The organism is Agrococcus sp. DT81.2 (assembly GCF_049844935.1).
Taxonomy (GTDB): Bacteria; Actinomycetota; Actinomycetes; order Actinomycetales; family Microbacteriaceae; genus Agrococcus.
Genome location: NZ_JBNCLZ010000004.1, coordinates 353,475 through 372,952, shown reverse-complemented (window position 1 = coordinate 372,952; position 19,478 = coordinate 353,475). Strand labels below are relative to the sequence as shown.

The window sequence follows — 19,478 nt, the reverse complement described above, 5'->3', positions numbered from 1 at the left end:
GGCCCAGGCCTGCTCGACAACGTCGCCGACGAGCTCAACGCCAGACCCCGCAGACGCCACGACTACGAGACCCCAGCAGAAGTCCTCGCCCGGCTACTCTCAACCCCGACAGAAGACACCGCGTTGCACTAGACCCTGGAAACCGCCTTCTCCCTCCTGCTGCAGGGCTTCGAAGCCGCCCTCACGCCCGAGAACCTGCTGTGGGCGCTGCTCGGCGTCACGATCGGCACCGCCGTCGGCGTGCTCCCCGGCATCGGACCGGCGCTCACCGTCGCCCTGCTGCTGCCCATCACGTTCCGGCTCGAGCCGTCGTCGGCGCTCATCCTCTTCGCCGGCATCTACTACGGCGGCATGTACGGCGGGTCGACGACCTCGATCCTGCTGAACACACCAGGCGAATCCGCATCGATCGTCTCGGCCCTCGAGGGCAACAAGATGGCGCGCGCCGGCCGGGCGGCATCCGCCCTCGCGACGGCGGCGATCGGCTCGTTCGTCGCCGGCACCATCGGCACGATCGGCATCACGCTCGTCGCTCCTGCGATGGCGGCGTTCGCGGTCACGCTCGGCCCGCCAGAGTACGTCGCGCTCATGGCGATCGCGTTCGTCTCGGTCGCCGCGCTGCTCGGCCCGAACCTCCTGAAGGGCGCGGCGAGCCTGCTCATCGGCCTCACGATCGGGCTCGTCGGCATCGACGTGCAGTCGGGCCAGGCGCGCATGACGTTCGGCAGCGACCGGCTGCTCGACGGCATCGACGTCGTGCTCGTCGTCGTCGGGCTCTTCGCGGTCGCCGAGACGCTCTCGCATGTGCTCTCGGGCACCGGCAAGTCGACCGTGCAGCCCGTGCGCGGCCGCGCGAGCATGACCCGCGAGGAGTGGCGCCGATCGTGGCCCGCGTGGCTGCGCGGCACGGCGCTCGGCTTCCCGATCGGGTCGCTGCCAGCCGGCGGCGCCGAGATCCCGACCTTCCTCAGCTACGCCGCGGAGAAGAAGCTCACGAAGCACAAGGGCGAGTTCGGCCACGGCGCCATCGAGGGCGTCGCCGGCCCCGAGGCGGCGAACAACGCGGCCGCGGCGGGCGTGCTCGTGCCGCTGCTCACCATCGGCCTGCCGACGAGCGCGACTGCGGCGATCATCCTCACCGCGTTCCAGTCCTACGGCCTGCAGCCCGGGCCGACGCTCTTCGCCGAGTCGGGCGACCTGGTCTGGGCGCTCATCGCCTCGCTCTACATCGGCAACGTCATGCTGCTGGTGCTGAACCTGCCGCTCGTGAAGGTGTGGGCGAAGCTGCTCACGATCCCGACCTGGGCCATCTACGCGGCCGTCACGGTCTTCGCCGCGCTCGGCGCCTTCGCGGCGGGCGGCTCGGTGTGGGATGTCGTGATCCTGGTGGTGCTCGGAGCCTTCGGCATGCTGCTGCGGCTGGCCGACATCCCCGTCGCGCCGGCGGTGGTCGGGCTCATCCTCGGCCCGCTCATGGAGGCGCAGCTGCGTCGCGCGATGACGCTCTCGGAGGGCGACCCGTCGGTGCTGCTCTCGAGCCCGCTGACGATCGCGCTCTGGCTCGTCGTGCTCCTGCTGCTCGTGCTGCCGCCCCTCGTCGGGGTCGGCCGGCGGCGTCGGCGGACGCTGCGCGACGCCGCGGCGGCGGACGAGGCCGAGCGCGATGCGGTGCCGGTCCGATAGGGCTCGACGCGCTCGCATACATCTGTATACAATAGATCCGACGACAGGCCCGAGAGGACTCGAGATGACCACATCCACCATCCATGACGTGATCGTGGTGGGCGGCGGCAACGCCGGCTTCGCGGCCGCCCACGCCGCTGCAGAGCGCGGCCGCAGCGTCGTGCTGCTCGAGCGCGGCCGACAGGACATGGCCGGGGGCAACAGCTTCTACACGGCCGGCGCGACCCGCATGAACCACGCGGGCCTCGACGACCTGCGTGACATCGTCGAGCCCGACGAGCGCCACCCGGTCACCGAGGTGCCGCCGTACTCGTCGGCGGAGTACCTCGCCGACCTGATCAAGGTGACCGACGGAAAGACCGACCGCGACATGGCGGAGGTGCTGGTCACCGAGACGGCGGATGCGGTGCGCTGGCTGCACGGCCTGGGCCTGAAGTACCGGCTCATGTACGAGCGCCAGGCGTACGACCGCGCCGACGGCAGCTACCTGTTCTGGGGTGGGCTGCACGTCGGCAACGTCGGCGGTGGCGAGGGCCTGATCGCCGACCACACCGCGGTCGCCGAACGGATGGGCACCGAGGTGCGGTACGGCATCCGGGCGCGGTCGCTCATCGTCGAGGACCGCAGGGTCGTCGGAGTGCGCGCCACCGACGACGACGGCGCTGAGCTCGAGCTGCGTGCCGAGAGCGTCATCCTGGCGGCGGGCGGCTTCGAGTCGAGCCCCGAGTGGCGCGAGCAGCACCTCGGCCAGGGGTGGGCCAACGCGAAGGTGCGCGGCACGCCCTACAACGTCGGCGACATGCTCGCCGCGGCCCTCGAGGTGGGCGCCGCCAAGGGCGGCGACTGGTCGACGTGCCACTCGGTGCAGTGGGACGCGGGGGCCGAGCACAACGAGTCGAACCGCGAGCTGACGAACCGGCTCACGCGCCAGTCCTACCCGCTCGGCATCATCGTGAACCGCGACGGGCAGCGCTTCCTCGACGAAGGCGCCGACTTCCGCAACTACACCTACGCGAAGTACGGCCGCGAGATCCTCAAGCAGCCGGGTTCGATCGCGTGGCAGCTCTTCGACGCGACGCTCCGGCCGATGCTGCGCACCGAGGAGTACGACATGCCCGGCATCGGCGTCCACGAGGCCGACTCGATCGAGGCGCTGGCGGAAGCGATGGGCGTGGACCCCGCGGCCCTCGCGTCGACGGTCGACGCGTTCAACGCATCCATCGATCGCGACGTGCCGTTCGATCCCACCGTCAAGGACGGCCGCGCGGCGCAGGTCGAGCCGCCGAAGTCGAACTGGGCGTCCCCGATCGAGACGGGACCGTTCTACGCCTACCCCGTCACCTGCGGCATCACGTTCACGTTCGGCGGTGTCAAGGGCGACCTCGAGGGGCGGGTGCTCCGCGAGGACGGCACCGCGATCGAGGGGCTCTACGCCTGCGGCGAGATGCTCGGCGGACTCTTCTCCGGCAACTACCCCGGCGGCTCAGGGCTCGCGGCCGGCATGGTGTTCGGCCGGCGTGCCGGTGCGGCCGCCGCGACGGCGGGAGCCCGCTAGATTCAGCAGACGGAGGTGCGCCATGGTGACGAGCGTGTACGACGCGATTCGCGACGCGATCGTCGCCGGGCGCATCAAGCCGGGGGAGACCTTGTCGGAGAACAGGCTCGCGACGGAGTTCGGCACGTCGCGCACGCCGATCAGGGAGGCGCTCCACCGGCTCGAGATCGAGGCGCTCGTCGAGCGGCTGCCGCGGGGCGTGCAGGTGCGCGAGACGAGCCCCGAGGAGATCATCGACATCTACGACGTGCGCATCACCCTCGAGGGTGCGGCCGCGCGCGCGGCGGCGGAGCGGGCGACCGAGCTCGATCGGCGGCGGCTGCGCGCCGCGCAGGCGACGATGGCCGCGACAGGTGCCGAGCCCCGCGAGCGGGCCGTCGCGAATCGCCAGTTCCACGAGGCGATCTGGGCCGCGAGCCACAGCCCCACGCTCATCGATCTGCTGCACCGGCTGAACGTGCACCTCGTGCGCTACCCGACGACGACGCTCGAGGGTGACGAGCGCTGGGCCGCCGTGCTCGAGGAGCACGAGGCGCTGCTCGACGCGATCGATGCCCGCGATGCGCTGCGCGCGCGAGAGATCGCCGAGCACCACATGCAGGGCGCCCGCGAGGTGCGGATGCGCATGTACGCGGGCGACGGGAACGGCTGACGCCGCTCCACGTGCGGCGCACGAGCCGCGAGCCGCGCCAGCCGGCCTAGTCGACGAGCGCCAGCTCGGAGGCTGCCTCGACGCCGTCGATCGACACCGGCTCCTCCGCGATGGCGCCCACCGCGTCGGTGAGCTCCGGCTCGCGCGCCGGTCGCGGGTCGAGGTGCACGCCCGCGATCATGCAGCGCACCGAGCCGCCCGCGAGCTCGATCGTCGGGATGTCGACCGCGACGATCTCGCACGACTCCTCGATGACCGCCGCCTGCGCGGGCGTCAACGACTTCCGCGCCCGCGCAGACATCGCCATGATCGTGCGCCGGCGGCCGTCGGGCCAGCGACCTGACAGCTCGACGGCGTTGCCGGCGAACTCCCGCACCTGCGCCTCTGTCAGCTCGATGATGGTGCGTCCGCACGCGCTCAGCCGCTCCCGCACCTCCTGGCGCCGCCGCGCATCCGGGATCATCTCGAGCGCGAACAGCGCCACCTCAGTGCCGATGCACGCGATGACGTTGGTGTGGTAGACCGGCACGCCGTCGGCGTCGATCGCGTCGAACACCATCGGCTCGTAGCCGAAGTCGGTGCAGAACCGCTCGAGCACATGCGTGTCGGCGCGGTGGCTGCGCGCCATGTAGGCGACCCGCGAGACGTGGTCGAGCACCATCGCGCCGGTGCCCTCGAGGAAGATGCCGTCGGGCTCGAGCCCCGAGTAGTCGATGATCGTCTGCACCCGGTACTTCGACTTCAGCATCTCGAGCACGTCCCATCGCCGCTCGTGGCGGCGGTTGGATGCGTACATCGGGTAGACGGCGACGGCCCCGCCCGCGTGCGTGGAGAGCCAGTTGTTCGGGAAGACACTGTCGGGGCGGGTGTGGTCCTCGTCCTCGAAGACGTGCACCGTGACGCCCGTGGCGCGGAGCGCGGCGGCGACGGCGTCCATCTCGGCGAGCGCCCTCGCGGCGATCGTCGCGGGCGGCGCGAGCGCCTCGGACTGGAAGGCGTTGTCGGCGGCGGTCGCGGGGTTGGGCTGGAACCGCAGCGCGCGGATCAGGATGACGGCAGACGGGGCGACGGCGCTCACGATCGCGAATCTAGCGCCGAGGGCGCGCAAGCGTCGGGCGTCGGCGCAACGATCCGCCGCGGAGGTGCGACGATCGACGCATGAGGTGGCTGCGGGACCGGCGCGTATGGGGCACGCTCTTCGCGCTCGCCGTCATCGCGCAGCTGCTCGCGCTCTACTGGCCGAACCCGCCGCAGGGCGGAGGGACCCGGGGCCTCGACAAGGTGGTGCACGCGGGCGTGTTCCTCGCGCCGGCGCTCCTCGGCATGCTCGCGGGGCTCCGGCCGGTGGTGCTGGCACCGCTGCTGATCGCGCACGCCGTCGTGTCGGAGCTCGTGCAGCACTTCCTGCTGCCCGCGCGCGCGGGCGACCCGTGGGATGCGGCGGCCGACATCGTCGGCGTCGCCGTCGGGCTCGCGATCGGTTCTGCGCTGCTGCTCAGGGCCGGCGGCCGACCCGCAGGCCCGGCTTCCGACGGTGCACCGAGAGGTAGCGGAGGCCGTCGGCGCCGGCCGTGATCTCGCGTCGCGACCGCCGCGGGAGCCACACGATGGTGCCCACCGTCAGCGGGAGCTCCTCGTCGCCGGAGCGCAGCGCCCCCGAGCCGGCGATCACGTGCAGCAGCACGTCCTCCTCCGGCCCGACGTGGTCGTCGATCCGCTCGCCGGGTGGCAGCGCGATGACGTTCGCATCCAGGTGCCGCTCGGCGTCGTCGAGCCGCCAGACGGCGCCGCGCTCGTCCGGGGTGCCGACGGCCGCGCCGAGCGCGCCCGTGTCGGCGAGGATGCGCGGCCGCGCCGGCCGCTCGCCGCTGGCGCCGCGGGCGTCGCCCGCCGCCTCGTCGCCTGCCGTGCCCGCGCGCCCGCTCACCGCATCCGTCATGGCTGACCTCCGCATCCGTCACGGTCGAGGCTACGACGCCGCAGCGTGGCGCCATCTTGCGCAAACGTGGCCGGTTCCGGGCTGGGCGCCGCATGATCGCCCCCGCAGACTGAGGCCATGACCACCGCGCTCCTCGTCATCGACGTGCAGGACTCCTTCCGCGACCAGCCCTCGTGGGCGTCCATCTCGAACCCCGGCATCGCGGCCGACGCCGCTCGGCTCGTCGAGCACGCGCGCGCGGCGGGCGACGCGGTCGTGTGGGTGCTGCACGCCGAGCCGGGCTCCGGCGGACCCTTCGATCCCGAGAACGGGCTCGTGCGGTTGCAGGAAGGACTCGAGCCGCGCGCCGGCGAGGCGGTGATCACGAAGTCGAGCCACAACGCGTTCACGACCACCGACCTCGAGCGGCGGCTGGTGCAGGCGGGCGTCCGCACCCTGCGGCTCGCGGGCATCCGCACCGAGCAGTGCGTCGAGACCACCGCGCGCGTCGGCAGCGACCTCGGCTACGACGTCGAGGTCGTGCTCGACGCAACTGCGACGCATCCGCTCGCGCTGCACGACGGCTCCGGCACGCTGCCCGCCGCCGACGTGATCGCGCGCACGGCCGCGGCGCTCTCGGGACGCTTCGCGACGATCACGACGATCGACGAGGTGCTCGCGGACTGACCCAGCGCGCTCCGCGGGCGGGCTCCTAGGGTGGAAGGACCGACCACGATGGGAGCGACGGTGAAGGCGATGCTGCAGCAGGAGCCGGGGGCTCCGCTGGAATGGACGGATGCGGCCGACCCGGTCGCCGGGCACGGCGAGGTGGTCGTCGACGTCGTCGCGACCGCCGTCAATCGGGCCGACGTGATGCAGGCCGCGGGCCACTACCCGCCGCCGCTCGGGGAGCCGGAGATCATCGGGCTCGAGTGCTCGGGCACGATCGTGCACATCGGCGACGGCGTCGAGGGCTGGGCGGTCGGCGACGAGGTGTGCGCGCTGCTGGGCGGCGGCGGCTACGCAGAGCAGGTCGCGGTGCCGGCGGGGCAGCTGCTGCCGGTGCCGCGCGGGGTCGACGTCGAGGCGGCGGCCGCCCTGCCAGAGGCGGTGTGCACGGTGTGGGCCGGCATCCGCGACACGCCTCCGGCGACGATGGCGAGCATGGCGCTCGTGCACGGCGGCAGCGGTGGCATCGGCACGATGGCGGTGCAGGTGCTGACAGCACGCGGCTACCGTGTGGCGGCGACGGCGAGCGAGCGACACCACCAGCTCGTGCAGATGCTCGGGGCCGAGGTGGCGGTCGACTACCGCTCGGAGGACTTCGTCGCCGCCGTGCACGCGGCCACCGAGGGGCACGGCGCCGAGCTCATCATCGACGTCGTGGGCGCCGACTACTTCGACCGCAACCTCGCCGCGCTCGCGCCCGACGGGACGATGACCGTGATCGCCACGCAGGGCGGCAGGGAGGCGCGCGTCGACCTGCTGCGCCTGATGCAGCGGCGCGCGACGCTGCGCGCGATGACGCTGCGGGCCAGGCCCCGGCACGGGCGCGGCAGCAAGGCCGAGGTGATCGAGCAGGTGCGCGCGGCCGTCTGGCCCCTCATCGAGGAGGGCCTCGTCGCGCCGGTGATCGGCGCGAAGCTGCGGCTGCAGCACGCGAATGAGGCGCACGCGATGATGACCGGCGGCGAGGCGCCCGGCGGCAAGATCCTGCTGGTGCGGTGAGCGAAGAGCGTGTGGGTGGCCCGTGCTCGGATGGTCGCGAACCGTTCGACGACGAGCAGGGAGCGATCATGGCATTCCGACAGCGCGGCACACGGCGCGCAGCAGACGGGCTGAGCTGGCAGGAGCGGCACACGGTCAGCATCGAGGACCTGGAGCGGCAGCGGCTGCTCGCCGAGCATCGCGACCTCTACTCGCGCGTCGCAGCGACGGCCTGGATCATCTGATCGGCACCTGCCTCCAGATCGAGCGAGTCAGCGACAAAGTTGAGACGCACTCGGCAACTTTGCGCGAGACGCCGTAGCCTACGGCTACCACCCTCGCAGCTCAGGAGCCGCCGTGCCCGATCTCTTCACTCCGCTCTTCATCCTCGTCGCGATCGCCATCGTCGCGGTCGTCGTGATCGTCACCGGCGCCGTGCGCCGGTACCGCATCGCTGAACCGGACGAGGCGATCATCGTCACGGGCCGGAAGGGCAAGACGACGGTCGACGCATCCGGCCACTCGTTCACCGACCTCTCCGGCCAGAAGGTCGTCACCGGCGGCGGCGTCTTCGTCATGCCCTTCGTGCAGAAGTCGTTCAAGCTCTCGCTGCGCTCGCGGCGGCTGCTGTTCAACACCACGGCGCAGACGAAGAACGGCATCACGATCCACGCGCAGGCGGTCGCGGTCATCAAGGTCGGCGGCACGGAGGAGATGATCCGCAACGCGGCGCAGCGCTTCCTGTCGCAGCAGGAGGAGATCGAGTCGTCGACCCAGGAGGTGCTGTCGGGCTCGCTGCGCGGCATCATCGGCCAGCTGACGGTGCTCGACATCATCCACGACCGCAAGGCCCTGGCGGATGCGGTGCTGCAGGCCGCTGAGGACGCCCTCACCAAGCAGGGCCTGGTCGTCGACACGCTCCAGATCCAGGAGATCAACGACAACCAGAACTACATCTCGAACCTCGGCGTGCCAGAATCGGCGGCCGTCCAGCGCGCCGCCGCCATCGCGAACACCGAGGCGCAGAAGGCCGCTGAGCAGGCGTCGATCGAGGCCAAGAAGCAGATCCTCGAGGCGAACCGCGTGCTGCAGCTCCAGGAGGCCGCGGTGCGCGCCGAGACCGACAAGGCCGTCGCGCAGGCCGCAGCTGCGAAGCCCCTCGAGGATGCCGTGCAGCGGCAGGCGATCGTGGCGCAGGAGGAGATCACGGCGCAGCGGCAGGCCGAGCTCCGCGAGCAGCAGCTGAACGCCGACGTCCGCAAGGTCGCGGACGCCGAGTCGTACCGCATCCAGGTCACCGCCGAGGCGAACGCGAAGGCGAAGCAGGTGGAGGCGAACGCGGAGCGGGCGTCCCGCGAGGCGCGCGCCGAGGCGGCGAAGGCCGAGGGCATCGCCGATGCCGCGGTCACCGAATCCCGAGGCAACGCGCAGCGCACCGCGCGCATCGCCGCCGCCGAGGCCGCGAAGGTCGAGGGCGAGGCCGAGGCCGTGGCCACCGCCGCGCGCGGCCGCGCCGAGGCCGAGGCGATCGGCGCCCGAGGCATCGCCGAGGGCGAGGCGATCGAGGCGCGCGCGAAGGCGCTGACCGAGAACGCGCAGGTCGTGCTCGCGCAGGAGCTGCTCAAGGTGCTCCCGCAGGTGGCGGAGGCGTTCGGCAAGGCCTACGCGTCGAGCCAGATCACCGTTGTCTCCGCCGATGGCACCGGCAAGCTCACGAGCGACATGGTCGGCAACATGGCGTCGATGACGCAGATGATGAAGGATGCGACGGGCATCGACCTGCAGGCGATCGTGAACGCGACCGCGCAGGGCAACGCCGCGGGCAGCGCGATGGCCCGGCAGGGCCAGTCGAGCCCGGTGCTGGTCGACACGGTGCAGGACTGACGCCGCGTCACGCCGTGAGGCGATAGCCAGGCAGCGGTCACGAGCAGAGGCAGATCTCGCCTCGGCTCGTGGCCGCGCCTCGTCTCGCGCTCAGGTGCCCGTGTAGAAGCCGTACGTCGCGTCGGCCTGGCGCTTCGCGGCCGCCGGGTCGGCGCCCTCCGCGACCGACGCTGCCGCCCACGCATCCGCTGCGCCGCGGTAGAACGAGCGACCCTCGTCGGTGCCGGCCCATGCCTCCGCCTCCGACGGCTTCATGGCCGTCTCGGGCGAGCGCAGGTGCAGCGCGAGGCCCATGACCCCGCCATCCCAGCCCACGCCCGTCGCGCCCGGGCCGAACGTCTCCCACATCTCGGCCGGCACATCCGCCGCATGCGCGACGTGCTCGAGCTCGAATCGGGTGCCGTCGCCCTCCGTCGTGAGCCGCACCGTCAGCCAGGTCACGCCGCCGCCGAACTCCCACGTCACGCGGTAGCGCGCGGTGTCGCCCGCCGGTGGCTCGCACTCCAGCACCTCGCCGCCGGCGTTGCCCTCGAGCTGGTACCGGCCGCCGAGCCGCAGCTCGCCCGACACGGGCATGAACCAGCGCGGGATGCGCTCGGCGTTCGTCACTGCATCCCACACGTCGTCGATGGGGGAGGGGTAGGACTGCGAGAGCGACTGCACATGCGACTCGATGCCGTCGATCTCGTCGACGCGCACCTCGCGCGTCACGGCGCCCAGCTGGGCCAGCACATCCACCATCTCAGGTCTCCTTCGTCGGGGGTCCGGTCGGGCGGTCGCCCGCACCGGGGTCGTGCTCGTCGCCGGATGCGTCGGCCGGCTCCGTGTCGGGAGCGGCGGGATCCGTCGCCTCCGCCGCCAGCCGACGCTGCCGGCGGCCGCGCGCGAGCTCGGTGTCGAGCGCCGCGAGCTTCGGCATCCAGAAGCCGTCGAAGGCCGAGAGCCACTCGCGAGCCTCGCGCGGGCCGTTCGGGTCGACCGCATACAGGCGCCGCTGGCCCTGTGGACGGACGACCGCGAATCCCTGCTCGCGCAGCACGCGCAGCTGCTGGCTCACCGCCGGCTGGCTGATGCCGAACTCGTCGCCGATGACGGCCGCGATCGCTCCCGCGCTCACCTCGCCCTCGGCGAGCAGCTCGAGGATGCGTCGCCGGACGGGATCGCCGAGGACATCGAGTGCGTGCATACGGTGATGGTTGCATCGCGTCTTATATAAGTCAAGACCAATACGACCAGCGGCCGCTCTGGTCTGCTTCAAATTCGAACGGTAGGATGGCGATACACGAACGAAAGGGAGTGCGCCATGAAGGCAACCATGTTCTACGGCAAGGAAGACATCCGCATCGAGGAGATCCAGGAGCCCGGCGTGCGCCCGGGCACCGTCAAGATCGCCCCGGCGTTCAACGGGATCTGCGGCAGCGACCTGCACCTGTTCCACGACGGTCCCATGCCTCCCGCTCCTTCGACCGAGACCCCGCACCCGCTCTCGGGCGAGACGCTGCCCGTCGTGATGGGCCACGAGTTCTCGGGTGTCGTCGAGGAGGTCGGCGAGGGCGTCGAGGGCCTGGAGGTCGGCGACTCGGTCGTCGTCGAGCCGCTCATGGTCGACGGCACCTGCCCCGCGTGCAAGGCGGGCAAGTACAACCTGTGCGAGCAGATGGGCTTCATCGGCATCTCTGGCCTCGGCGGCGGTCTCAGCGAGCACATCGTCGTCGAGTCGCGCTGGGTGCACCCGGTCGGCGACCTGCCGCTCGATCAGGCCGCGCTCATCGAGCCGCTCGCGGTCGCGCTGCACGCGGTCAAGCACGCCGGCGTCGAGTCGGGCACCGCGGTCGTCGGTGGCGCCGGCCCCATCGGTCTGCTCGTCGCGGCGGTGCTCAAGGCCAAGGGGCTCACGGTGATCGTGAGCGAGATGTCGACGGCCCGCCGCGAGAAGGCCGCCTCGACCGGCGTCGCGGATGTCGTGGTGGACCCCGCGAGCGAGGACCTCGCCGCTGTGGTCGCCGAGCGCACGGGCGGCGCAGGGGCAGACGTCGCGTTCGACGCGGCCGGCGTCGCGGTCGTCGTCGACCAGCTGCTGTCGGTGCTCGGCGCCGGCGGTCGCCTCGAGGTCGTCGCGATCCACGTGAAGCCCGTCGAGCTGAACATCACGGCGCAGCTCACGATGCAGGACCGCGTGCTGGGCGCGTCGATCGGCTATGCCAACGACCACGCCGAGGCCATCGAGCTCGCGCGCAGCGGCAAGGTCGACCTCGCGCCGTTCATCACCGGCCGCATCAAGGTCGACGACATCGTCGAGCAGGGCTTCCAGCAGCTCATCACGAACAAGGACCACGAGGTGAAGATCCTCGTCTCGATGTAGGCATCGTCGGAGCAGGGGCCTCGCCGAGCGCGGGGCCCCTGCTCGTTCCTGGGGCCCGGCTCGAGTCACGGCGCGACACGCCGAAGCATTCGCTTCGAAAGAACTGTTGCGAAGCGGTTGTTTCGAAGGTAGCCTTTCGAACATCGGCGGAGCACCCGCTCCGCAGACAGATCGAGGAGGCACCCCATGGGACGCAAGGACCGCATCCCCAGCCGCTCCGCCGACGAGCGCAACCGCGCTCGTGTCGAGCGCGAGGCGAGCGAGCGCTACTACGACCGCGTTCGCGCCGAGCTCAGCATGCAGCGTGGTTTGATCTGAGCATGACCGAGGAGCGCGACGCCGAGGGCGGCGCAGGGCCCGTCGACGAGGAGTCGGCCCCGGCGCTGCGCAGCAGTGACCCCGCAGTGCTGCGGGCGCTCGCGCACCCCCTGCGCGTCGAGATCCTCGCCGTCATCGACGAGCTCGAGGAGGCGACGGCGACGCAGATCGCCGAGCGCGTCGGCGAGAGCCCCTCGAACTGCTCCTTCCACCTGCGCACGCTCGAGAAGGCCGGATTCATCGTCCGAGCCGAGGCCAAGGGCACGTCGAAGCCCTGGAAGTCGGCGCACCGCAGCCGCGACCTCCGTCCCGACCCGGATGACATCGAGTCGGTGCGCTCCTCGAGCACGATCGGCGCGCTGTACGTGCAGCACGAGGCCGACCGCATGATCCGCTTCCTGCAGGCGCACGGCAACGGCCGCCTGCCCGAGTGGGTGAACGGCGTCACCGTCAACATCTCCACGTTCTGGGCGACCCCCGAGGAGCTCGCCGAGGTCGCCGACGAGATCGCGCACATCGCCGACCGCTTCCGCGGTCGCCACGACGACCCGTCGCAGCGCCCGGCCGGCAGCCACAAATCCCACTTCTTCGCCACCCTGAACCCGGACCTCGACGAGCCGGCGACGGGTCAGGCGCCCGCAGCGGGCTGACGCCCGCCTCTTCCCGCTCGTCGAGACCCGAAGGTCACTCGCCGCTCGTCGCAAGCGGCAGGTGCCGGGTCTCGACACGCGGTGCTGCGCGCAGCCACTCGACCGACGGGAAGACGGTGCGGCGTCAGCGCCTCGACCCACAGCGATGCCGACGGCATTGAGGAACCCGCCATGACCACCACCGCATCCGCTCCCGCCATCAAGCCGCCCTCGCCCATGCGGCGGCCCGCCTACCGCCGCCTCATGGTCGGCTGGGTGGCCACCAACCTCGGCGACAGCGCCCTCTACCTCGTGCTCGCCATCTGGGTGAAGGAGCTCACCGGCTCCGACGCCGCCGGCGCACTCGTCTTCCTCTTCATCGGCCTGCCCGCGCTGCTCGCGCCGTTCGCCGGCCAGCTCGCCGACCGCGTGCACCGCCGTCCGCTGCTGATCGGCACCAACCTGAGCACGGCCGCCGTCGTGCTCACGCTGCTGCTCGTGCAGGGGCCGGCGCAGGTCTGGCTCATCTACGCGGCCACGTTCGGCTACGGGCTCGCCGCCTACCTCACCGCCGCGGCCCAGTCGGGACTGCTGCGTGACCTGCTGCCCGACGACGAGCTCGCCGGCGCGAACGGCATCTTCACGTCGATCGACAACGGGATGCGCATCATCAGTCCCGCGGTCGGCGCCGCCCTCTACGTGGCAGCGGGTCCGTGGGCCGTGATCGCGCTCGCCGCCGCAGGCTTCCTGGTGATGGCGGTCATGCTCGCCACGGTGCGCATCGAGGAGTCGGCGCCCGAGCCGCGGCTCGACGGTGAGACCTACTGGCACGAGCTCTCCGCCGGATTCCGTGCGCTGCTCGCCGACCCGCTGCTGCGACTGCTCACCATCGCGACCGCGGTCGGCTTCGGCCTCACCGGTCTGCTGAACGCGACGATCTTCCCGCTCGTCGAGCACGGCCTGCAGGAGGGCCCCGCGGCGCTCGGCCCCGCGCAGGCCATCCAGGGCGTCGGGGCGCTCGCCGGCGGCCTGTGCTCCGCGTGGATGCTGCGGCGCATCGGCGAGCGGCGGCTGGTCGCGTGGGGCCTCGCGCTCGTCGGCCTCGGCACGCTCGTCGCCTACCTCGTCGTGCAGTGGCCGCTGCCGGATGCGTGGATGCGGTGGGCGGGCGTCGGCGCGCTGCAGGCGCTCATCGGCTTCGGCGTGCCATGGGTGATCGTCGGCGTCGTCACCCTGCGGATGCGGCTCACGCCGGCGCGGCTGCAGGGCCGCACGTCGGCGGCGCTCAACGTCTCGATCAACGTGCCGCAGATGCTCATGCTCGCGCTCGGCAGCGCGCTGCTCGGCGTCATCGACTACCGCTGGCTCATCGCCGTGACCGCCGGCGGCGTGCTGCTCGCCGCGGCGGCGGTCTTCGTCGGCCGCCGCCTCGACAGCGCCGACGAGTCTCCGTCGCAAGGATGATTCCGCCGCTCGGCCCGGCCGTGCGGCACCGCCGCCTGCCAGGCTCGGGCCGTGCGACGCATCCACTGGACTCTCCCGGCCGCCACGCTGTGCCTCGTCGGGGCGCTCCTCTTCGGCTGCGCGCTGCTGCAGACGCCCTCGCCGACCTCGACCGTGACGGATGCGTCGGGTCACGAGACCACGCTCAGCTGGGCCGACTACCCGGCCGACGCCTTCACCGAGCCGGCGGACGTGCTCGCAGCGCCGCGCGCCGAGCATGTCGACGCCATGGGTCGCGCACTGCTCGCGGATCTGCAGGCGGCGATCGATCGCGAGATGCCCGCGCTGGCATGGCAGCACGGCACCGAGGGCGGCGTGCACCCGCACGATGGCAACGGCTACGGCGGCGCGACGCTGCACCAGACCTACAACTCGGCGGGCATCTGGGTGGACGAGGCACCCGAGGACTGGCAGGCGATGATCGCCGTGATCGAGGCGGAGCTGACCGAGCACGGCTACGGACCGATCGCGTGGGACTTCGACCGCGAACCGTACCCGCACGAGACGCCCGCTGAGCGTGACGCCGACGTCGCCCAGATGCACGGCTCGCTCGAGCCCGATGAGATGTGGTGGTGGATGGGCAACGCCCGTCACGGCACCATGTGGGTCTCGGTCGGCTTGCACGACATCCGTCGCGGGGCCGGTGCTCCACCCGACACCGAGCGGCCCGACCAGCAGCTCTCGCTGTGGGTCGGCGGGACCGTGATCGCCTCGAGTGACGAGCAGGCCTATCGCGAAGGCATCGCGCGGTTCGCGGGTCTGGAGCGCCCGAGCGAGTCGCACCCGTCGTGAACCGACCGACGCGGCGGTCGGCTGGCGCATAGCCGCGCCTGGCAGGCTGGCACCATGACGACGCTCAGCGACTTCCAGGCCGAAGCACTCACCGGGCAGCCGGTCGACCTCGCCGACTACGCGGGCAAGGTCGTGCTCGTGGTCAACACCGCGAGCCAGTGCGGGCTCACACCGCAGTTCGAGGGCCTCGAGCAGCTGTACCGCGAGTTCCAGGACGGCGGGCTCGTCGTGCTGGGCTTCCCCTCGGACTCCTTCAACCAGGAGCACGACTCCGCCGACGAGATCGCGGAGGTCTGCCAGCAGAACTACGGGGTGACCTTCCCGATGATGGCGAAGGTCGCCGTGAACGGGTCGGATGCGCACCCGGTGTTCCAGTGGCTCAAGGAGGAGAAGAAGGGGATGCTCGGAGGCGCGATCAAGTGGAACTTCACGAAGTTCCTGGTCGGCCGCGACGGTCGGGTGATCGAGCGCTTCGCGCCCACCACCACGCCCGACCAGCTGCGCGACGACGTCGAGCGGGCGCTCGCCACCTGACCCCGCTCGTAGGGTCGGCTCTGGCCGGTCGCGCGCACCTGGCCTAGCCTGTGCGCATGACGGTGCCCAACCCCGGCGCCTTCGCGGTGCCGCCTCAGCAGCCGCAGTCGAGCGCGGTGAATCCGGCCGTGCCGGCGGGGATGCCGCGGCCGCCCGTCAAGCCGCCGCTCACTCGCGACGCCGCGCGCCGCGCGCGCCTCGCGGGCGGCGTGGGCGGCGGCATCGCATGGCTGGGCCTGGCGATCGTGCAGATCTGCGTGCTGCTCGTGCTGCTGCCGCTCGGCCTCGCCGCGGTGCTGCTGGGCGTGGTGCTCGCGTGGGGCGGCGGCGCCCCGGGAGGCAGCGCAAGCATCCTGCCCGAGCTGCTGCCGTGGCTGGGCTCGCCCGTCGCCATCGCGCTCATGATCGGCATCCCGGTCGGCATCGTCGTCTCGCTGCTCGGCCTGTGGTTGAGCACACGGATGCTGCGGCGTCGGGGGATCGAGCGACCGGTCGCCGTCACGTGGGCGGCGTTCGGCATCTCGATCGTGGCGGCGAGCATCCTCAACGGGCTGGGATCCTCGGCCGTCAGCCCGTTGGCGGGCGCGCTGCCGAACGTCGAGTTCGACGGCTTCCGGCCCATGGAGGTGCCCCAGATCGACCCCGGGGTGCTCGCCGACCTGGCGGACCCCGACCGGCTGCTCGCGCTCGCATGGCCGTTCATCGTCATCGCGACGCTCGCCTCGCTCGTCGTGCAGGTCGCGGTGAGCATCTTCTGCTGGTGGTGGATGGCGCACGCGATGCGGCCGGCGACCGAGCCGGCCGAGGAGGCGTGACGCACCGCGCGACGCGTGGCGGGCATCCGCGCCCGTAGGCTTCACCGACATGAGCATGTCGAGCCACGCGGGATCGCGTGACAGCGCCGACGATCCAGAAGTCGTCCCCGCAGCCGAGGCCGGTCGCTTCCGTCTGCTCCGGATGCGCCCACGCGATCCGGAGGAGCCTGGCAGGTCGGCGACGCCGCTCGAGCTGTTCTTCGACCTCGTGTTCGTCGTCGCCGTGAGCATCGCGGCGGTCAACCTGCACCACGCCTTCAGCGAGGGCCACGTGCTCGAGGGCCTGCTCGTCTACGCCGTCATCTTCTTCGGCATCTGGTGGGCGTGGATGAACTTCACGTGGTTCGCCACCTCGTTCGGCACCGACGACTGGCTCTACCGGCTGCTGACCTTCGTGCAGATGGGCGGCGTGCTCGTGCTCGCCGCGGGCATCGGCCCGGCGTTCGAGGAGCGGGACTTCTCGCTGCTCATCTTCAGCTACGTCGTGATGCGGGTGGCGATGGTCACGCAGTGGCTGCGGGCCTCGCGTGGGGCTGAGGAGAGCCGTCGCGCGACCCAGCTGTACGCGATCGGCATCTCGACGCTGCAGGCGCTCTGGCTGCTGTCGCTGCTGCTGCCGGCCCCGGCGTCGTACGTCGCGATCGTCCTGCTCATCCTCGCCGAGCTCGCGGTGCCACTCATCGCCGAGCGACAGGGCGAGACCCCGTGGCATCCGCACCACCTGACGGAGCGCTTCGGGCTGTTCACGCTCATCCTGCTCGGCGAGAGCCTGCTCGCCTCGGCGAACGCCGTCATCGTCTCGCTCGAGGAGGTCGACGAACTCGGCCCGCTGCTGTGGATCGCGACGCTCGCGCTCGTCGTGACGTGCGCACTCTGGTGGATCTACTTCTGGTCGCCCCACCACCGGCTCATCACCGACTACGCGAGCTCGCTCCGGCACGGCTACGCGCACTACTTCGTGTTCGCCGCAGCGGGCGCGCTCTCGGCCGGCATGGAGGTGGAGATCGACGTGCTCACCGAGACGTCGGCGCTCGACCCGCTCATCGCATCCTTCACCGTCACCGTGCCGATCGCGGTGTTCGTCATGGGCATCTGGTGGATCGCGCTGCGCCACCAGCAGGACCCGGTCGTGAACGCCGTGGTGCCGCTCGGCGCTCTGCTCGTGCTGCTCGACCCGGTGCTGCCGTTCCCGGTCGCAGTGTCGGCGATCATCCTGTCGCTCGTGGTGGTCGTGCTGGTCGTGCGTGCGCCGGAGGAGGCGCACGAGCACGGCAGGATGGAGGGGTGACCGAGAGCGAAGAGACCGACACCCGCCGCCCGATCCTCGCCCTCGTCGGCATCGGTCTGCTCGCGGGCTTCCTCTCGGGCATGTTCGGCATCGGCGGCGGCATCGTCATGGTGCCGCTGCTCGTGCTCGCGACGCGCTTCCCCCGCCGCCGTGCCGCCGGCATCTCGCTCGCCGCGATCGTGCCCTCGGCGCTCGTGGGCGTCGGCAGCTACGCGGCCGCCGGGCACGTCGACTGGCTCGTCGCGCTCATCCTCGTGATCGGCTCGGTGATCGGCGCGCAGGTCGGTGCGCACCTGCTGCACAAGCTGCCGGTGCTCGCGATCCGCTGGGCCTTCATCGTGTTCCTCGCTGCGGTCGCGGTGAGCCTCTTCCTCGTCGTGCCGTCACGCGACGCCGAGCTCGAGCCCGAGGTGTGGTCGACGATCGCGCTCGTCGTGCTCGGCTTCGTCACCGGCGTGCTCTCGGGCATCCTCGGGGTCGGCGGCGGCATCGTCATCGTGCCGATGCTCGTGCTGCTGTTCGGGCAGAGCGACGTCGTCGCGAAGGGCACGTCGCTCGCGATGATGATCCCGACCGCGATCTCGGGCACGATCGGCAACTTGCGCAGGCACAACGTCGACCTGCCGTCGGCGCTCATCGTGGGCCTGTCGGCGTGCGTCACGACGGCCCTCGGCGCGGCCGCCGCGATCGCGCTCGACCCGCGCACCGCATCCATCCTCTTCGGCGCGTTCCTCGTCGTGCTCATCGTGCGGCTCGTCGTCGAGGCCGTGAAGATGGGGCACAAGGAGTGAGCGGGCGCTGACCGCTCGGGCTACCAGCCCCTCGTGCCGGGCGCGCCCTTGAAGGGGCCGGTCACGCGCGAGGTGATCCAGCCGCCGTAGAAGCCGCCGGGCTGCGGCTCGACCGTCTCGCCGTCGACCTCGACCCGGTCCATGCGTCCGGGGTAGACGGCGACGTGGCCGGTGAGCGGTTCGAAGCCCGGTCGCGGCGTCGGGTAGTGCCAGGCGGCGCCGCTCTCGGCGCGGTTGCCACCGCTCACGGTGAGGTAGCCGGCGCGGCCCTTCCACTCGCAGACGCTCGCGCCCGGCGCGCTCGTGAGCGCGCCCTCCCGGAACGCCTCGCGCGGCAAGTAGTAGGTGGGCGGATGGCTCGTCTCGAGCACGCGCAGCGACGCGCGCGTCTCGGCGATCACCTCGCCGCCGAGCTCGATGCGCACGAGCTCGTCGCTCGGCTCGATGCGGGGCGGGCGCGGGTAGTCCCAGACGTTCTCGACCGGATGCGTCGTCATGCGCTCACGCTAGGCGGCGTGGCTTTGGGTGGGCCCTGCCGCGCCTCTCCGCTCGACCCCGTCCTTGAGCCGCTCGGCGCACAGCGCTCCGTTCCGGTGGTTGAGCCGCTCCGCGCGCGCAGCGCTCGCTTCCGGTGGTTGAGCCGCTCCGCGCGCGCAGCGCGCTGAGCGTGTCGAAACCGAGCTCTTGCTGGCTTGGGGTTGGTTTCGACACGGTCTGGGCGCTGGCGCGCCCGGACCGGCTCAACCAGCGGGAAGAAGCTGCGGCCTGGCGGCGGACCGGCTCAACATTGAGATCGGGACGTGGCGGTCGCGTGGTCGGGATCGAGAATGAGCGTGGCGGTCTCGTGGTCGTCTGGCTTGCGGCTCAACCGGCTCCGGAACGGATGCCTTGCGCTGGATCTGTCGACGATCGTCGCGGCCGTCGCGTCCGGGCGTGGGGCCGGACGGGGCCTGACTTGATAGAACTTCGCGATCGCTCGCTCGTCAATGTGGTGTCGGCCCCGCCCGGATGAGTCATCCACGCCGAAGCATCGCCTCGGAGGGAGAC

22 protein-coding genes are annotated in these 19,478 nt (G+C 71.6%); 17 read left to right on the top strand and 5 right to left on the bottom strand.

What is annotated here, in order from left to right:
• Positions 1–135: 135 nt before the first annotated feature.
• From ACLQ21_RS10450 to ACLQ21_RS10440, 3 genes are all read left to right on the top strand, one after another.
• Positions 136–1,683: a tripartite tricarboxylate transporter permease gene (locus tag ACLQ21_RS10450; RefSeq protein ID WP_425663437.1), complete on the top strand. Its 1,548-nt coding sequence runs from the start codon at positions 136–138 to the stop codon at positions 1,681–1,683.
• Positions 1,684–1,747: 64 nt separating this feature from the next.
• Positions 1,748–3,238: an FAD-dependent tricarballylate dehydrogenase TcuA gene (gene tcuA / locus ACLQ21_RS10445; protein ID WP_425663424.1), complete on the top strand. Its 1,491-nt coding sequence runs from the start codon at positions 1,748–1,750 to the stop codon at positions 3,236–3,238.
• 22 nt (positions 3,239–3,260) lie between these two features.
• Positions 3,261–3,890, top strand: coding sequence for a GntR family transcriptional regulator (locus ACLQ21_RS10440; protein WP_425663423.1), 630 nt, complete (start codon positions 3,261–3,263; stop codon positions 3,888–3,890).
• Between the two features lie 46 nt (positions 3,891–3,936).
• Here ACLQ21_RS10440 and ctlX read toward each other — a convergent pair whose 3' ends face one another.
• The gene (gene ctlX, locus ACLQ21_RS10435; protein WP_425663422.1) at positions 3,937–4,968 is read right to left on the bottom strand and encodes a citrulline utilization hydrolase CtlX; all 1,032 of its coding nucleotides are present in this window, start codon (positions 4,966–4,968) and stop codon (positions 3,937–3,939) included.
• A gap of 80 nt (positions 4,969–5,048) precedes the next feature.
• Between ctlX and ACLQ21_RS10430 the strand changes: the two genes are divergently transcribed.
• On the top strand, positions 5,049–5,465 hold the full coding sequence (locus ACLQ21_RS10430; RefSeq protein ID WP_425663421.1) for a VanZ family protein: 417 nt from the start codon (positions 5,049–5,051) through the stop codon (positions 5,463–5,465).
• On the opposite strand, the gene ACLQ21_RS10425 is transcribed toward ACLQ21_RS10430, so the two are convergent.
• Positions 5,386–5,829, bottom strand: coding sequence for a cupin domain-containing protein (locus tag ACLQ21_RS10425; protein ID WP_425663420.1), 444 nt, complete (start codon positions 5,827–5,829; stop codon positions 5,386–5,388). The two genes, ACLQ21_RS10430 and ACLQ21_RS10425, sit on opposite strands and share 80 nt — an antisense overlap.
• 117 nt (positions 5,830–5,946) lie before the next feature.
• Between ACLQ21_RS10425 and ACLQ21_RS10420 the strand changes: the two genes are divergently transcribed.
• The 4 genes from ACLQ21_RS10420 to ACLQ21_RS10405 all read left to right on the top strand — a co-directional run bounded on the left by ACLQ21_RS10420 (position 5,947) and on the right by ACLQ21_RS10405 (position 9,399).
• Positions 5,947–6,495 (top strand): isochorismatase family protein, encoded by a 549-nt coding sequence (locus tag ACLQ21_RS10420; RefSeq protein ID WP_425663419.1) that lies wholly within the window; start codon positions 5,947–5,949, stop codon positions 6,493–6,495.
• 48 nt (positions 6,496–6,543) lie between these two features.
• Positions 6,544–7,536 (top strand): NAD(P)H-quinone oxidoreductase, encoded by a 993-nt coding sequence (locus ACLQ21_RS10415; RefSeq protein ID WP_425663418.1) that lies wholly within the window; start codon positions 6,544–6,546, stop codon positions 7,534–7,536.
• A 68-nt stretch (positions 7,537–7,604) separates the two neighbouring features.
• A complete protein-coding gene (locus ACLQ21_RS10410; protein WP_425663417.1) occupies positions 7,605–7,760 on the top strand; it encodes a hypothetical protein in 156 nt (51 codons plus the stop codon).
• 112 nt (positions 7,761–7,872) lie between these two features.
• Positions 7,873–9,399: an SPFH domain-containing protein gene (locus ACLQ21_RS10405; protein ID WP_425663416.1), complete on the top strand. Its 1,527-nt coding sequence runs from the start codon at positions 7,873–7,875 to the stop codon at positions 9,397–9,399.
• A 90-nt stretch (positions 9,400–9,489) separates the two neighbouring features.
• Here ACLQ21_RS10405 and ACLQ21_RS10400 read toward each other — a convergent pair whose 3' ends face one another.
• Together ACLQ21_RS10400 and ACLQ21_RS10395 are read right to left on the bottom strand one after the other, a co-directional pair.
• Positions 9,490–10,140, bottom strand: a complete 651-nt coding sequence (locus ACLQ21_RS10400) for an SRPBCC family protein (RefSeq protein ID WP_425663415.1) — start codon at positions 10,138–10,140, stop codon at positions 9,490–9,492.
• Position 10,141: 1 nt separating this feature from the next.
• Complete coding sequence (locus ACLQ21_RS10395) at positions 10,142–10,585, bottom strand: ArsR/SmtB family transcription factor (RefSeq protein ID WP_425663414.1); 444 nt, start codon at positions 10,583–10,585, stop codon at positions 10,142–10,144.
• A gap of 117 nt (positions 10,586–10,702) precedes the next feature.
• On the opposite strand from ACLQ21_RS10395, the gene ACLQ21_RS10390 reads away from it, so the two are divergent.
• The 9 genes from ACLQ21_RS10390 (at position 10,703) to ACLQ21_RS10350 (ending at position 18,431) form a co-directional block, all read left to right on the top strand.
• Positions 10,703–11,761, top strand: coding sequence for a 2,3-butanediol dehydrogenase (locus ACLQ21_RS10390; RefSeq protein WP_425663413.1), 1,059 nt, complete (start codon positions 10,703–10,705; stop codon positions 11,759–11,761).
• 186 nt (positions 11,762–11,947) lie between these two features.
• Complete coding sequence (locus ACLQ21_RS10385) at positions 11,948–12,079, top strand: hypothetical protein (protein ID WP_425663411.1); 132 nt, start codon at positions 11,948–11,950, stop codon at positions 12,077–12,079.
• Between the two features lie 2 nt (positions 12,080–12,081).
• A complete protein-coding gene (locus ACLQ21_RS10380; protein ID WP_425663409.1) occupies positions 12,082–12,729 on the top strand; it encodes an ArsR/SmtB family transcription factor in 648 nt (215 codons plus the stop codon).
• 171 nt (positions 12,730–12,900) lie between these two features.
• A complete protein-coding gene (locus ACLQ21_RS10375; RefSeq protein WP_425663407.1) occupies positions 12,901–14,172 on the top strand; it encodes an MFS transporter in 1,272 nt (423 codons plus the stop codon).
• Positions 14,173–14,223: 51 nt separating this feature from the next.
• Complete coding sequence (locus ACLQ21_RS10370; protein WP_425663406.1) at positions 14,224–15,003, top strand: hypothetical protein; 780 nt, start codon at positions 14,224–14,226, stop codon at positions 15,001–15,003.
• Between the two features lie 54 nt (positions 15,004–15,057).
• Positions 15,058–15,537: a glutathione peroxidase gene (locus ACLQ21_RS10365; protein ID WP_425663404.1), complete on the top strand. Its 480-nt coding sequence runs from the start codon at positions 15,058–15,060 to the stop codon at positions 15,535–15,537.
• A gap of 56 nt (positions 15,538–15,593) precedes the next feature.
• Positions 15,594–16,352 (top strand): hypothetical protein, encoded by a 759-nt coding sequence (locus tag ACLQ21_RS10360; RefSeq protein WP_425663403.1) that lies wholly within the window; start codon positions 15,594–15,596, stop codon positions 16,350–16,352.
• Positions 16,353–16,494: 142 nt separating this feature from the next.
• Positions 16,495–17,640, top strand: a complete 1,146-nt coding sequence (locus ACLQ21_RS10355; protein ID WP_425663435.1) for a low temperature requirement protein A — start codon at positions 16,495–16,497, stop codon at positions 17,638–17,640.
• Positions 17,637–18,431, top strand: coding sequence for a sulfite exporter TauE/SafE family protein (locus ACLQ21_RS10350; protein ID WP_425663401.1), 795 nt, complete (start codon positions 17,637–17,639; stop codon positions 18,429–18,431). The genes ACLQ21_RS10355 and ACLQ21_RS10350 overlap by 4 nt, the downstream gene beginning before the upstream one ends.
• A 20-nt stretch (positions 18,432–18,451) precedes the next feature.
• On the opposite strand, the gene ACLQ21_RS10345 is transcribed toward ACLQ21_RS10350, so the two are convergent.
• The gene (locus tag ACLQ21_RS10345) at positions 18,452–18,928 is read right to left on the bottom strand and encodes a DUF427 domain-containing protein (protein ID WP_425663399.1); all 477 of its coding nucleotides are present in this window, start codon (positions 18,926–18,928) and stop codon (positions 18,452–18,454) included.
• Between the last annotated feature and the right edge of the window lie 550 nt (positions 18,929–19,478).

What these genes read in the sequence shown, in the direction of transcription:
- tcuA (WP_425663424.1), top strand. Translation starts at nt 1,748, where the DNA reads ATGACCACATCCACCATCCATGACGTGATCGTGGTGGGCGGCGGCAAC.
- ACLQ21_RS10440 (WP_425663423.1), top strand. Translation starts at nt 3,261, where the DNA reads ATGGTGACGAGCGTGTACGACGCGATTCGCGACGCGATCGTCGCCGGG.
- ACLQ21_RS10430 (WP_425663421.1), top strand. Translation starts at nt 5,049, where the DNA reads ATGAGGTGGCTGCGGGACCGGCGCGTATGGGGCACGCTCTTCGCGCTC.
- ACLQ21_RS10425 (WP_425663420.1), bottom strand. Translation starts at nt 5,829, where the DNA reads ATGACGGATGCGGTGAGCGGGCGCGCGGGCACGGCAGGCGACGAGGCG.
- ACLQ21_RS10420 (WP_425663419.1), top strand. Translation starts at nt 5,947, where the DNA reads ATGACCACCGCGCTCCTCGTCATCGACGTGCAGGACTCCTTCCGCGAC.
- ACLQ21_RS10415 (WP_425663418.1), top strand. Translation starts at nt 6,544, where the DNA reads ATGGGAGCGACGGTGAAGGCGATGCTGCAGCAGGAGCCGGGGGCTCCG.
- ACLQ21_RS10410 (WP_425663417.1), top strand. Translation starts at nt 7,605, where the DNA reads ATGGCATTCCGACAGCGCGGCACACGGCGCGCAGCAGACGGGCTGAGC.
- ACLQ21_RS10400 (WP_425663415.1), bottom strand. Translation starts at nt 10,140, where the DNA reads ATGGTGGATGTGCTGGCCCAGCTGGGCGCCGTGACGCGCGAGGTGCGC.
- ACLQ21_RS10395 (WP_425663414.1), bottom strand. Translation starts at nt 10,585, where the DNA reads ATGCACGCACTCGATGTCCTCGGCGATCCCGTCCGGCGACGCATCCTC.
- ACLQ21_RS10390 (WP_425663413.1), top strand. Translation starts at nt 10,703, where the DNA reads ATGAAGGCAACCATGTTCTACGGCAAGGAAGACATCCGCATCGAGGAG.
- ACLQ21_RS10385 (WP_425663411.1), top strand. Translation starts at nt 11,948, where the DNA reads ATGGGACGCAAGGACCGCATCCCCAGCCGCTCCGCCGACGAGCGCAAC.
- ACLQ21_RS10380 (WP_425663409.1), top strand. Translation starts at nt 12,082, where the DNA reads ATGACCGAGGAGCGCGACGCCGAGGGCGGCGCAGGGCCCGTCGACGAG.
- ACLQ21_RS10375 (WP_425663407.1), top strand. Translation starts at nt 12,901, where the DNA reads ATGACCACCACCGCATCCGCTCCCGCCATCAAGCCGCCCTCGCCCATG.
- ACLQ21_RS10365 (WP_425663404.1), top strand. Translation starts at nt 15,058, where the DNA reads ATGACGACGCTCAGCGACTTCCAGGCCGAAGCACTCACCGGGCAGCCG.
- ACLQ21_RS10360 (WP_425663403.1), top strand. Translation starts at nt 15,594, where the DNA reads ATGACGGTGCCCAACCCCGGCGCCTTCGCGGTGCCGCCTCAGCAGCCG.
- ACLQ21_RS10355 (WP_425663435.1), top strand. Translation starts at nt 16,495, where the DNA reads ATGCGCCCACGCGATCCGGAGGAGCCTGGCAGGTCGGCGACGCCGCTC.
- ACLQ21_RS10345 (WP_425663399.1), bottom strand. Translation starts at nt 18,928, where the DNA reads ATGACGACGCATCCGGTCGAGAACGTCTGGGACTACCCGCGCCCGCCC.